At 63.2% G+C, this 12,618-nt stretch carries 15 protein-coding genes; 8 read left to right on the top strand and 7 right to left on the bottom strand.

Annotated features, from left to right (window positions below):
- The first annotated feature begins 581 nt into the window (after positions 1–581).
- On the top strand, positions 582–1,082 hold the full coding sequence (locus tag AAHK21_RS04655; RefSeq protein WP_367856579.1) for a transcriptional regulator: 501 nt from the start codon (positions 582–584) through the stop codon (positions 1,080–1,082).
- Positions 1,083–1,425: 343 nt separating this feature from the next.
- Here AAHK21_RS04655 and AAHK21_RS04660 read toward each other — a convergent pair whose 3' ends face one another.
- Both AAHK21_RS04660 and AAHK21_RS04665 read right to left on the bottom strand, forming a co-directional pair.
- A complete protein-coding gene (locus AAHK21_RS04660; protein WP_367856580.1) occupies positions 1,426–1,581 on the bottom strand; it encodes a hypothetical protein in 156 nt (51 codons plus the stop codon).
- Positions 1,582–1,636: 55 nt separating this feature from the next.
- Positions 1,637–1,963, bottom strand: a complete 327-nt coding sequence (locus tag AAHK21_RS04665) for a hypothetical protein (protein WP_367856581.1) — start codon at positions 1,961–1,963, stop codon at positions 1,637–1,639.
- Positions 1,964–2,017: 54 nt separating this feature from the next.
- Here AAHK21_RS04665 and AAHK21_RS04670 point away from each other — a divergent pair, with 54 nt between their 5' ends.
- From AAHK21_RS04670 to AAHK21_RS04685, 4 genes are all read left to right on the top strand, one after another.
- A complete protein-coding gene (locus tag AAHK21_RS04670) occupies positions 2,018–2,503 on the top strand; it encodes a hypothetical protein (RefSeq protein WP_367856582.1) in 486 nt (161 codons plus the stop codon).
- A gap of 17 nt (positions 2,504–2,520) precedes the next feature.
- Positions 2,521–3,528: a tRNA dihydrouridine(20/20a) synthase DusA gene (gene dusA, locus AAHK21_RS04675; protein ID WP_367856583.1), complete on the top strand. Its 1,008-nt coding sequence runs from the start codon at positions 2,521–2,523 to the stop codon at positions 3,526–3,528.
- A 213-nt stretch (positions 3,529–3,741) separates the two neighbouring features.
- Positions 3,742–4,662, top strand: a complete 921-nt coding sequence (tal, locus tag AAHK21_RS04680) for a transaldolase (RefSeq protein ID WP_046856381.1) — start codon at positions 3,742–3,744, stop codon at positions 4,660–4,662.
- Positions 4,663–4,806: 144 nt separating this feature from the next.
- Positions 4,807–6,660, top strand: coding sequence for an alkaline phosphatase D family protein (locus AAHK21_RS04685; protein ID WP_367856584.1), 1,854 nt, complete (start codon positions 4,807–4,809; stop codon positions 6,658–6,660).
- Between the two features lie 43 nt (positions 6,661–6,703).
- Here the strand turns inward: AAHK21_RS04685 and rssC are convergent, their stop codons facing one another.
- Positions 6,704–7,186 carry an anti-sigma factor antagonist RssC gene (gene rssC, locus AAHK21_RS04690; protein ID WP_023631332.1) on the bottom strand — a complete coding sequence of 161 codons (483 nt, stop codon included), beginning with the start codon at positions 7,184–7,186 and terminating at the stop codon, positions 6,704–6,706.
- Positions 7,183–8,367 carry a two-component system response regulator RssB gene (gene rssB, locus AAHK21_RS04695; RefSeq protein ID WP_367856585.1) on the bottom strand — a complete coding sequence of 395 codons (1,185 nt, stop codon included), beginning with the start codon at positions 8,365–8,367 and terminating at the stop codon, positions 7,183–7,185. Before rssB ends, rssC begins: the two co-directional genes overlap by 4 nt.
- A gap of 269 nt (positions 8,368–8,636) precedes the next feature.
- On the opposite strand from rssB, the gene AAHK21_RS04700 reads away from it, so the two are divergent.
- Positions 8,637–8,936: a PilZ domain-containing protein gene (locus tag AAHK21_RS04700; RefSeq protein WP_102684498.1), complete on the top strand. Its 300-nt coding sequence runs from the start codon at positions 8,637–8,639 to the stop codon at positions 8,934–8,936.
- A gap of 51 nt (positions 8,937–8,987) precedes the next feature.
- Here AAHK21_RS04700 and AAHK21_RS04705 read toward each other — a convergent pair whose 3' ends face one another.
- Complete coding sequence (locus AAHK21_RS04705) at positions 8,988–9,695, bottom strand: VacJ family lipoprotein (protein WP_046856385.1); 708 nt, start codon at positions 9,693–9,695, stop codon at positions 8,988–8,990.
- Positions 9,696–10,025: 330 nt separating this feature from the next.
- On the opposite strand from AAHK21_RS04705, the gene AAHK21_RS04710 reads away from it, so the two are divergent.
- Together AAHK21_RS04710 and AAHK21_RS04715 are read left to right on the top strand one after the other, a co-directional pair.
- The gene (locus AAHK21_RS04710; protein WP_367856586.1) at positions 10,026–10,577 is read left to right on the top strand and encodes a phosphonoacetaldehyde phosphonohydrolase-related protein; all 552 of its coding nucleotides are present in this window, start codon (positions 10,026–10,028) and stop codon (positions 10,575–10,577) included.
- 123 nt (positions 10,578–10,700) lie between these two features.
- Positions 10,701–10,964, top strand: coding sequence for a DUF4404 family protein (locus AAHK21_RS04715; RefSeq protein WP_031315272.1), 264 nt, complete (start codon positions 10,701–10,703; stop codon positions 10,962–10,964).
- 119 nt (positions 10,965–11,083) lie between these two features.
- Here AAHK21_RS04715 and queF read toward each other — a convergent pair whose 3' ends face one another.
- Positions 11,084–11,914, bottom strand: coding sequence for an NADPH-dependent 7-cyano-7-deazaguanine reductase QueF (gene queF, locus AAHK21_RS04720; RefSeq protein ID WP_367856587.1), 831 nt, complete (start codon positions 11,912–11,914; stop codon positions 11,084–11,086).
- A gap of 68 nt (positions 11,915–11,982) precedes the next feature.
- A complete protein-coding gene (locus tag AAHK21_RS04725) occupies positions 11,983–12,501 on the bottom strand; it encodes a plastocyanin/azurin family copper-binding protein (RefSeq protein WP_367856588.1) in 519 nt (172 codons plus the stop codon).
- Positions 12,502–12,618 lie beyond the last annotated feature (117 nt).

Here is a 12,618-nt window from a genome sequence, read left to right on the forward strand (position 1 = left end):
ATGCGGAGTTGGGGATGAGCCGCTAGGCAAAACGGCTGATCGGCCGGTGCCAGAAGCCAAGGCACCGGCTGCCAGCAAGCCAGTTCCCACGGTTGCCGGGAATGGTTTGCGCAGGATGTTTGGTCTGGCGGACAAGCCCGCCTTGCCTTGCTGGCTAGACCAGTTCCTGGCGCACGTAGCGGGCAATGGCCCCCACGGTCGGGTGGATCCATATGAGCGCAGGCGGGGGGTGTTTTGCGTTGCTCAGCAGTAGCGCCGTGCATGCGTCGCTCGATCCCTTCCGGCGGCCTTCTCACAGCACACAGTACTCGCCTCACCTCTAGATAAGCCCGACACGTGCTGGATTTGCGACTCAACGCCACGGCGAGTATCGCGCGCCACGGCTTGCAGAGGTCCGTGCAGCAAACGCACAGCCAAACAATCAAATGAGTCATATTTGTCTCATTTGATTGATTTTAGATTCTTCGCCTTTTATCCTTGCGCCCCGACGCTGTTAACGCATGCCAGGCTGCGCGCTCCAAGCCGCCGCACTGCCTGCTGAAGTCCTTGACACCCACAATACCCGCTCCGAGGAAATGGATATGCTGTTGCGCACCGTTGTCGCACTTCTGGCTTTTTGCAGCTTGCCGCTGATCGCCGCTGAAAGTGAAATGCCCACGGGCAAGGAGGTCATGAAACAGAACCAGGCGCTGATTCAAAACAATCTGGACGACGCTGACTACAAGCGTAAACAGATCGTCAAGGCCCACATGGACCTGGCGGGCGCGGAGAACGAAAAGTTCTGGCCGATCTACAACACCTATCGCGCCGAAGCGCTGAAGATCAACAAAGGCATTCTCGAAACCATGATCGACTACGGTCAGGCCTACAGCAAAGGCTATGTCACCGACGCCCTGGCAACCGACCTGCTCAATCGCATTTACACCCTTCAGGAAGACCACATCCAACTGCGGGAAAAATACACGCGTCGCCTCGCCGATGAGATCTCCCCTAAGCGCGCCATGCGCTTCCTGCAGATCGAAACACAATTGGATGCCATGCTGGAAATAGATATCAGCCGGCAGGTCCCGCTGGCGGAATAACCCCTCTCCTGGGCTCGGCCCATGGCCAGAAAGACTCGCGCAACGCGCGCCCAGCCCTCATAGTTCCGACCGGTTCGCCCGCACTGACATCGACTTGTACGACGGTGTGCCGCTGTCGACGTCGATATGGTCCAGCGGCACCAGCTGGTTGGCTTAAGGGGTAGTAAGCACCGACCGAACCGGGCGAGCGCTTGTACTCGATGGCGCTGATCCGCTCGTAGCGCATCTTGCGCCCTTGGGTAACCTCTCGATGTCCACCAGGTCGCCATGGGCCGAGTGGATACCCGATCCTGCGGACAGATCAAAAGCCCAGCACGCAGCTGGGCTAGGCCTGACAACCCGCTCACTCAGGCCTGCGCGCCGGGTCGTCTGGATTGCGCTGCTGCCCCATGCCCTCGCCATCCTCTTCCTCATCCATGAGCGGATCGTCTTCCACTGGGTCAGGCGTCGTGGGATCGTCTGGGTTGGTGCCGCCCTGCTCTCTCGGATCGGTGCTCATCGCTGCATACCTCGGAAGGAATTGCTGGATACCACACCTGATTTGAGAAAGAGGCTCACGGGCTCGTTCGATTTTCCGTCGCGCCGCCGGTCGCCTTGGCGTCAGGCCCTGGCGCCGCATAGGACGCCCCCATGTCGCGTGCCAGCGCGACGCCCCAGAGCATCGCGGTGGTCATGGATTGGCCTGGCCTCGCCTTGTGCGCCTCCTCATGGAGGCAAGCGCCGTCCGCCCCATAGATTCCAATGAACATTTGAGTGGCACCCACACGGGATAGTCGGACCTGAACATCAATGGTCAACCCGGACTCGAGCACTTCGGTATGTGAACGACTGTGCAGCTGGGCGTCCGCCCAATCCCAGTAGGTCTGGCCTCTCGATCTCATCGCATCCTCCGTCAGCAGGAGATCTAAGTAAGGCACAGATAGCGAAGCGGCTCTATGCCGGCTATCCAGTTATTGGAAAACCTGACTCATTCGACCAATTTACTCCGCAAAAACCCGCATGGCCTGTTGGAGCTCATTGATCGTGGCGCCAACGTGCGCTTCATCAATCCACTTCCATCGAGCACCGGTAAGCAGCCCTCCAATGGCATGAAGACGCAGATCATTTGGAGGGATGCCCCGGACAGCGCCAGCAGCCAGCAACGCGAAAAGCGCCTGCTCCAGCGCGATTATTCGTTGCGCCTCGTCAGTCATGATGCAATCCCCTGTTTTGCTTTGCCCTACCCATTGGTCATCATTGGCAAGAGGAAGAGCTGCCCATGCGACCGGTGGCGCGAAATACCGGTGTACACGTTCAGCGTAAGGCACCGGCCAGCACCTGATCGCCGATCAAACCGGACGAATCTCGCCATGCTTGGTAAACTGACAGCCATTCATTCTTCACATTGCCTGCCAGCGCACCCCGCCGCCTGGCTTCGCTGAGTTCGTGCCCCACACTTATGCATTCTCAAGCCGCTACCCCCACTGCCCCGCGCCTCGAGCCATCCCGCCGCTTCTCCGTGGCACCGATGATGGATTGGACAGACCGCCACTGCCGCTTCTTCCTGCGCCTGCTCTCCCAGCACGCCCTGCTCTACACCGAAATGGTCACCACCGGCGCCCTGCTGCACAACGACGCCCAGCGTTTCCTGCGCCATGACGATTCCGAGCACCCGCTGGCCCTGCAACTGGGTGGCAGCGTGCCGGCGGACCTGGCCGCCTGCGCGCGCCTGGCCGAGGACGCCGGCTATGACGAGGTCAACCTCAACGTCGGCTGCCCCAGCGACCGGGTGCAGAACAACATGATCGGCGCCTGCCTGATGGGCTACCCGGCGCTGGTGGCCGATTGCGTCAAGGCCATGCAGGACGCGGTCAGCATTCCGGTCACGGTCAAGCATCGCATCGGCATCAATGGCCGCGACAGCTACACCGAGCTGTGCGACTTCGTCGGCCAGGTACGCGACGCCGGGTGCCGCAGCTTCACCGTGCATGCGCGCATCGCCATCCTCGAAGGCCTGTCGCCCAAGGAAAACCGCGAGATCCCACCGCTGCGCTATGACGTGGCGGCGCAACTGAAGGCCGACTTCCCGGACCTGGAACTGGTGCTCAATGGCGGCATCAAGACCCTCGACGAGTGCCGCACCCACCTGCAGACCTTCGATGGCGTGATGCTGGGACGCGAGGCGTACCACAACCCGTACCTGCTGGCCGAGGTCGACCAGCAGCTGTTCGGCAGCGCGGCGCCGGTGGTCAGCCGGGCCGAGGCCATGGAAAAGCTGCGCCCGTACATCGTCGCGCATATGCAAAGCGGCGGTGCGATGCACCATATCACCCGGCATATCCTCGGGCTGGGCCAGGGCTTCCCGGGGGCGCGGCGCTTCCGCCAGCTGCTGTCGGCGGACATTCACAAGGCCAGCGAGCCGCTGAAGGTGCTGGACCAGGCCGCCGAGCTGCTGCAGGGGCGCTGAGGGAACCTGCGGCGGGGTTGGCACTCGAAGGCAATGCCTTTTGCCGCAGGCCCGGTGTGAGCCGGGGCTGCTTTGCAGCCTGATGCGGGCAAGCGCGCGCCTACTGAAGGATCGCGTTGCCTGCGAGGGCTTTCCCGATACGCCTGCGACGGGCCTTGAGTGGCTGTCGGGGCTCGGGTAATGTCGAGTCATTGCACAGGACAGAGCACGCCCATGACCTCCAAGCTGGAACAACTCAAGCAGTTCACCACCGTGGTCGCCGACACCGGCGACCTGGACGCCATCACCCGCCTCAAGCCGGTCGACGCCACCACCAACCCGTCGCTGCTGCTCAAGGCCGCGGCCATCCCGGGCTACGCCGACCTGCTCAAGCAGGTCAAGGCCGACGCCAAGGGCAATGTCGACCTGGCTTGCGACAAGTTCGCCGTGTCGGTGGGCTCGGGCATTCTCAAGGTCATTCCAGGGCGCATCTCCACCGAGGTAGACGCGCGACTGTCGTTCGACGAGCCGGCGCTGCTGAAAAAGGCCCGTCAGCTGATAGAGCTGTATGAAGCGGCCGGTGTGCCGAAAGACCGCGTGCTGATCAAGCTGGCCTCCACCTGGGAAGGCATCCGCGCCGCCGAGAAACTGGAGAAGGAAGGCATCCAGACCAACCTCACCCTGCTGTTCTCCTTCGCCCAGGCCCAGGCCTGCGCCGATGCCGGGGTGTTCCTGATCTCGCCGTTCGTGGGGCGCATCTACGACTGGTACAAGAAGAGCACCGGCAAGGAGTACGTCGGCGCCGAGGACCCGGGCGTGGTATCGGTCACGCGCATCTACGACTACTACAAGACCAATGGCTACAACACCGTGGTCATGGGCGCGAGCTTCCGCAATATCGGCCAGATCGAACAGCTGGCCGGCTGCGATCGCCTGACCATCAGCCCCGAGCTGCTGCAGCAGCTGTCGGACGATCAAGGCGATCTGCCGCGCATCCTCAAGCCGGGCAATGCCGGCGAGGCCAGGCAGCAGTTGAACGAGAGCCAGTTCCGCTGGGCAATGAACGAAGACGCCATGGCCACCGAGAAGCTGGCCGAAGGCATCCGCCAGTTCGCCCGCGACCAGGAGAAGCTGGAAGCGCTGATGGCTGGCTGACAAAGCCTGATACATCTTCGGCTTGATCGACGGGCGGTTAATGCAGAGCATTGCCGCCCGTTTTCGTTGGGGCCGCATTCCCCATAACCTGTGGGCGCGGGCTTGCCCCGCGATAGCGTCATAGCAGACAAAGCCGAGCCTTAGATGATCCCCAGCACCACCCTCCCCCTCGTCCTTGCCGGCCCGGTACTGCGCCGCCTGGAGCCGCAGCGCCTGGCGATCTGGCTGGTCGGTTCGCAACCGCTGCAAGCCGAATTTGTCCTGGAGCAGGCCGGCATCAGCGCCACTGCGCATTGCGAGGTGATCGCGGTCGGTACGCACGCCTTCATCCACCTGCTGGATATCCACTTCGATCAGCCGCTACCCAGCGACGTGGCGCTCGAGTACGACCTGCGCCTGGCCAACGGCCAGGGCATCGCCGACTGGGCCCCGCACCTGCTCTACCCCGGCGCCAGCCGCCCCAGCTTCGTGCTGCGCGAGCGCCTCGACCAGGTGCTCCACGGCTCGTGCCGCAAGCCCCATCATCCGGCTGCCGACGGCCTGCTGTGCGCCGACCGCCTGCTGGCCGCCGGCCCGCGCCCCGAGGAACGCCCCGCAGTGTTGCTGATGAGCGGCGACCAGGTCTATGCCGACGATGTCGCCGGCCCCATGCTGCGCGCCATCCACGGGTTGATCGAGCGTCTGGGCCTGTTCGACGAGGCACTGGACGGCGCCCTGGTCGACAGCGGCGCCGCGCTCTACCAGCACCCAGCCTGCTATTACCACCGCGCCGACCTGCTGCCGGCCCAGGAAGGCAACGAAACCCTGCGTGAGCGCTTCTTCGGCGGCAAGCGCAAGCCGATCTTCTCCTCCAGCAACGCCGACAACCACCTGGTGACCTTCGCCGAAGTCATGGCCATGTACCTGCTGGTCTGGTCGCCGCTGCCGTGGTCGCTGGTGGGCATGCAGATGCCATCCGGCCTCACCGACAAGCGCCAGGCCCGCTACCGCCACGAGCTGCCGCTGATCGAGGCCTTCCGCGACGGCCTCGGCCAGGTGGCGCGGGTCATGGCCCACCTGCCCTGCCTGATGATCTTCGACGACCACGACATCACCGACGACTGGAACCTGTCGGCGCAGTGGGAACAGACCGCCTACGGCCATCCGTTCTCGCGGCGGATCATCGGCAACGCGCTGCTCGGCTACCTGCTGTGCCAGGGCTGGGGCAACGACCCGGACGGCTGCGCGGCGCTGGTCCGGCAATGCCGCCAGTTGCACGAGGCGCGGGATGAACTGATCGGCGAACTGCTGCGCTTCCAGGGCTGGCAATACGCGCTGCCGAGCAACCCGCCGCTGCTGGTGCTGGACACCCGCACCCGGCGCTGGCGCAGCGAAAACAACCTGGCCAAGCCTTCGGGCCTGCTCGATTGGGAGGCGCTGAGTGAACTGCAGCAGGCGCTGCTCGACCACCCCTCGGCGATCATCGTGTCGCCGGCGCCGATCTTCGGGGTCAAGCTGATCGAGACCGTGCAACGGGTGTTCAGCGCCCTGGGCTACCCGTTGCTGGTCGATGCCGAGAACTGGATGGCGCACCGCGGCGCGGCGCAGGTGGTGCTCAATATCTTCCGCCACTCACGCACGCCGGGGCATTACGTGGTGCTGTCGGGCGACGTGCACTACTCATTCGTCTACGAAGTGCTGATCCGCCATCGCCAGCGCAGCCCGCACTTGTGGCAGGTGACCAGCAGCGGGATCAAGAACGAGTTTCCCCGGCGCCTGCTGGATGTGCTCGACCGGCTCAACCGCTGGCTGTATTCGCCACGCTCACCGCTTAACTGGTTTACCAAGCGTCGGCAGATGGAAGTGGTGCCGCGCACGCCCAGCCGGAGCAAGGCCGGGGAACGGCTGTGGAACAGCGCGGGGCTGGGGCAGGTGTTCTTCGATGACCAGGGGCGGCCGGCGCGGGTGTATCAGTTGAATGCCGATGGCTCGCCAGCCACGGCGTTCATCAAGGACTGAAGCCATCGCGGGGCAAGTCGCATCGGCGCACCGCCGCGATAGGTCAGGATCTTTCCAGCGCGCTCACCAGGTCATGGAACGCTTCGCGGTTGGAGTCGTTCAAGCCCATGAGGATCTTGTGTGCCTCCAACACCTTGGAGCGCACCACGCTTTCGTCCTGGTCCTGGGACGGCAGGTCGGTCAGGCATTCCGGGCACGGCACCGGGCGGTCGACGATGTTGAACACCTGGTCGAAGCCCATGGACTGCAGCAGCCGGGAAATGTCCGGGTTGGTGGTGACCACGGTCGGCAGCAGGCCGACCTTTTGCCGGGACAGGATCGACAGCTTGGCCAGCAGGCCCAGGGTGGTGCTGTCGATGCTTTCGGTTTCGGTCAGGTCGATGACGATGGCCGAGAAGTTCAGCGCGGTGAAGATCTTCTCGATCGTCGCATCCAGTGCCGAACACAGGGTCAGGCGCACTTCACCGACAAATTTCAGAACGAAGGTCCCGCTTTGCTCGGCGAACTGGATTCTACCAGTACTCATTCAAGGTTCCTGCTCAACACCAATAGGGCGATATCATCCGGCATCTCCCCAAGCGTAGCCAATTCGAATCGTTGGCGCAGCCCCTCCAGGCTACCACCCGCCGCCTTGACGATTTCCGGCAAGGCAGCTTCCTTATCTTTGAGTGTGTCCCCGGGCAAAAGGTCCAGAATGCCATCGGACATCAGGGTGAGGCTGAACTGCTCTGGCAGCTCCAGTACCAGGTCCTGGTAGCTGGCCTCGTCGAACAACCCCACCGGCAGGCCACGGCCTTCGAGGTAGCGGGCCTGCCCTGGGGTATACAGCACCGGCAGCGGCAAGTGGCCGCCGACGCTGTAGGTGAGCAGGCCGGTGTCCTCGTCGATGACCCCACCAACCATGGTCACATGCTTGCCCAGCTTGCAGTTGATCAGGCCACGGTTGATGTGGCTGAGCACCTGCGAAGGCTTGAACTCGCGCATCTTGCCGCCACGCTTGAATTCGAACAGCAGGCGCGTGGTCATGAACTTGAGCAGCACCGTGACGAACGCCGACGAGGCGCCGTGGCCGGATACGTCCGCCAGGTAGAAGGCAATGCGCCGGTCGTCCACGCGGAAGTAGTCGGCGAAATCACCCGACAGGTACAGTGACGGGATGATCTGGTGCTCGAACGCGAAATCACCGGCCACCCAGGGGTTTTCCGGCAGCATGTTCATCTGCACCTGGCGCCCGGCGGTCTGGTCCTCCTGCAGCAGGTGCAGGCTGGCCTCCAGTTCGCGGTTGGCGGCTTCGAGCTTCTCGCGGTAGCGCTGGTTCTCCAGCACCAGGCGCGAGCGGTCGAGCGCGCGGCGCACCGAGTGCTCGAGCACGGCCAGGTCTTCCAGGGGCTTGATCAGGTAATCCGCCGCGCCCAGGCGCAAGGCTTCGACCGCGTCGCTCATCACGCCGGCACCGGACACCACGATCACCGGTAACTGCGGCGCGCGCTCGCTGATCCGGCGGATCAGTTCGAGGCCGCCCATCTGCGGCATGCGCAGATCGCAGATCACGAGGTCGGGCTGGTGTGCTTCGAAGACCTGGAGGCCCTGCTGGCCGTTGCCGGCCTGGAGGACGCTGAAGCCGCTGTCTTCCAGATAGGCGGCGAGGCTGGCACGGACCACCTCGTCGTCATCGATGATCAGCAGCGTTGCACTGGGTTTCTGCATGTGGGCGAACGGCGCCAGATTTGGGTTGGCGTAGCGACTGTGGAGAACCGACAGACGGCTACTGGAATGCTCTCTAGCCACTCTCTACTTGAGTTGTAGGACAAGAAGACTGGTCCGGCAAATAGCGAGGTGCCCTGTAAGGCGCTGACGGTACTCCCATCCGCCTGGCGTTTCAAGCATGGGCAGGTAGACTTCCCTGCACTTTACAGGGCAAATCACCCAGCGTTATAAGAATGTGGAGCAGCGCAACCTGACGAAAGGATGCAAGCATGTCCCAGCACCCCGTGGATTACAGCGAAAAACGCGATTTCATTCGCATGCGTATCGATGCCGAGGTCCAGCTGCTGCAGGCCGACCAGGTGATCAGTGCTGTGTGCATCGACCTCTCCAGCACCGGCATGCAGGTACAGGCGCCGCAGCGTTTCCAGGTGGGTGACCGCCTCGAGGTGCGCATCGACTCCGACCACACCGCCCTCGCCGGGCTGCATGCCAGCACCGAAGTGGTATGGATCGCCGACCAGCCAGGCGGTGCGCAGCGCTTCGGCTTGCGCATCCTGGCGATGCATTGAACTGTTACGAAAAAGGCGACCCGAAGGTCGCCTTTTGCGTAAGCCGGCAGATCAGAAGTCGTCTTCGACCTGCCCGTCCTTGACCTTGAACTCGCGGTTCTGCAGGTAGGCGTTGCGCAGGAAGATGTACTTGTCGCCCTGCATCAGTTTCTCCGCCGACAGCAGGCTGGCGCGGGTGTCGATCACGTCCAGGGCGAAGATCGAGTTGCGCGTCGGCACATGGTCGATGTAGCGGTAGGGTTCGGTGTAGGTGTCCGGGTACTTGGCCAGGCCGTCACGCACGGTGCTTGGGCCAAGGAACGGGATGACCACGTACGGCCCGCTGGGCACGCCCCAGTAGCCGAGGGTCTGGCCGAAGTCTTCGTCGTTGCGCTGCAGGCCCATCTTGGTGCCGACGTCGAAGAAGCCGCCCAGGCCGAAGGTGGTGTTGACGATCAGCCGCGCCGTGTCGACGCCCGCCGCACGGGGCTTGAGCTGCAACACGTTGTTGGCCAGGTTGGTGACGTCGCCCAGGTTGCGGAAGACGTTGTGGATGCCATCTTCGAGGAACTGTGGGGTGACGAACTGATAACCCTGCGCCAACGGCTTGAGGGCATAGGTGTCGAGGACGTCGTTGAACCGGAAGATCGGCCGGTTCACCGCCTCCCAGGGATCCTCCTCGGTGGCCGCCTGGGTGGCCGCCACGGGCGCCAGCAGCAAGCTGGCACAGACACAGGCCTGGGTGACTCGCTCGATCACTCCGGCACCGATCCTACGCATAGATGTTTCTCCATCGGATTTCACGGCGGCAACGGCCTTTGGCACGCTGCTCGATAGGGCGCAAGTATACTGGCTTGCTGGCCGAACGATAGTTTTACATATCAGCGTCAAGAATTTGTGAACAACTGTAGGCTCTGTACGAAATGTATCTGCACTCGCCCATACTGCGTTGAAACGGGGTTCGGAATGCTCATGTACTCCAGTACACTGCGCTTCCTCCCCCCGTTTCGCCTTGTCTGGCCTTCGCGCAGACACATTTCGTACAGACCCTAGCCGTCATCCGTCGGTAACAATCGCTGGATAGCCTGCGGGTTATTTAGGGACGTTGCCATGCAAGACGCACCCGCCTTCACCGCTGTGCTGTTCGGCCTGCGCGGCTGCCTGGTCCAGGCGACCGACGGCAGCCCCCTGCCCGCCCCCGGTGCCCTGGATTCCCTGCTTCGCCTGCGCTCGCAGCAGGTGCCGTGCATCTGGCTCGACGAACTCAGCGCCGCCCTGGGCAAACGCCTGAGCAGCGTGCTGCCCGACTGGCTGCCGGGCCACTGCGCCAATGGCAGCAAATGGCCGACCCCCAACGCCTGCTGGCAGGCGCTGATGAACTTGCAAAGCCAGCGCCTGGACGGCTGTGTGCTGGTCAGTGGCGAGCCGCTGCTGTTGCAGTCGGGGCTCAACGCCGGCCTGTGGACGGTGGGGCTGGCGGCCTGCGATCAGGGCTCGGCGCAATGGCAGGCGCTGAGCCGGCAGGAACAGGAGTTGGCCCGCGGCAAGGCCACCCTGGCGCTGTTCGGCCTGGGCGTGCACTCGGTGATCGACCACCTCGAATCCCTCGATGCCTGCCTCGCGGATATCGCCCAGCGCCGGCACAAAGGCGAGAAACCCTGATACATCCCCGTTGATACGGGTCATGCAAAGCGCCGGCAGGTGGATTACGCTAGAGGACAGGCGCGAACCTTTGCCGCTTCGCTGAGGTCCATGCCTTGCCAAGTCATTGATGGAGTAAGAACAATGCCTGCCCGCGAACTGCAAGAGCGCCTGAATAGCCTGCGCGAGCAACTGGATCGCAATGTGCCGCTTTCGGAAGAGGAGCTGGCCAGCCTGCATGAAGAAGCCAGGCAGATCGAGGCCCAGCTGAAGCTTGAGGAAGCCACCCCGGACAACAACCTCGTCGACGGCGTGAACCTCGCCATCGAACGCTTCGAGGCCGAACATCCCGACCTTACCGCCACCCTGCGCAGCATTGCCAACTCGCTGCACAGCATGGGGATCTGAACCCAACGGGGCTGCGTTGCAGTCCATCGCCGGCAAGCCGGCTCCCACAGGGATTGCGCCAATCTGCTCTCTGTGGGAGCCGGCTTGCCGGTGATGGGCCGCTTCGCGGCCCCGTTACATTATTGCCGTACCAACCGCAGGTTCTGCGGGTTGATCACCCCGGTGCTGCGGTACGGGTTGATATCCAGCCCACCCCGGCGCACATACCGTGCATACACCGTCAGGTGCTCAGGCTTGAGCAGGTTCTTCAGGTCCAGGTAGATCCGCTCCACGCACTGTTCGTGGAAGTCGGCATGCTGGCGGAAGGTGATCAGGTAGGTCAGCAGGCTGGCATGGTCCAGCGCCCGCCCCTTGTATTCCACCACCACGCTGCCCCAGTCCGGCTGGCCGGTAACCGGGCAGTTGGATTTGAGCAGGTGGCTGTGCACGGTCTCTTCCACCACGCGATCCGCCGCGCAGCGCAGCAATTCAGGCTGCGGCTGCTCGTAATTGCTGATGCTCACATCCAGCGCATCGATACACTGGCCCGGCAAGGCAGTCACACCTTGGCCTTCGACCTCGGCCAGGGTACTGACCTTGACCGCGACCGGCTTGCCCGCGGCGGCGGACAGGTCTTTCACCAGGCAGGCCTGCAACTCGGCCACCGAGGCGAACACGGTCTGGTTCAACGAGTTGAGGTACAGCTTGAAGGACTTGGACTCGATGATGTTCGGCGAGTCGCAAGGGATGGCGAACTCGCCGATGGCCACCACCGGCTTGCCTGAAGGCAGCAGCCAGGACAGCTCGAAGCAGTTCCAGAAATCCACGCCCTGCCACGGCAGCGCGTCGCCACTGACACCCAGCTCGGCCCACTTGGCCAGGCGCGGGATGGGGAACAGCAGCGAGGGGGTGTAGGTGGCGACGTATTCGCTGGACTTGCCCAGCGGGGAGTGTTCGGCGGCGGGATGCATGGAAACTGACCTGAAGGTTCGAAATTGCCCCTAGTCTACCGGTTTTGCACCCCGCCTTGGAGCCGATGTCACTCGATGGTCAACGGCCCGACCATGCCGGCCTGGTAATGGCCCGGCACGTTGCAGGCGAACTCGATGGGCGCCGATTTGCGGAAGGTCCAGGTCAGCTCCGCGCGCTGGCCAGGCTGCACCAGCACGGTGTTGCCGGTGTCGTGGCCATGGCCGCCGCCCATCATCTGGCTGTGGTCCATCTGCCCATGCTCCATGCCTTCGTGATTCATGCCAGCGGTAAAGATCTTGCCTTGCATGGCGATCATTTCCTTTTGATGCTCGGCGTGCATGGCCTTGTCGCCCAGGTTGAACTCGTGGGGCAGCTTGCCTTCGTTGACCAGCACGAAACGTACGGTTTCGCCGGCCTTGACCTTGATGCTCTTGGGTTCGAAGGCGATGTCCTTGAGCACCACCTCGACAGTGCGGGTGGCCTTGGCTGCCGGCGCCGGCTCGCCAAAGGCGAAGGGTTTGGCTTCGCCAGCGAAGGTGGGCAGGCTGGTCAGGGCAAGCGCGGCGGTGAGGAACAGGTGTTTCATGGGTGACTCCAGATCAATGCAGCGAAGATGGCGCCATTCTCGAAAAGGCTGGCTGGCAGCTGGCTGACGGGAAGATTACAACTTTGTCAGCTTGGGCAGGCCGCCAGATCGTCACGT

This window comes from Pseudomonas sp. TE50-2 (genome assembly GCF_040813665.1).
Taxonomy (GTDB): Bacteria; Pseudomonadota; Gammaproteobacteria; order Pseudomonadales; family Pseudomonadaceae; genus Aquipseudomonas; species Aquipseudomonas soli.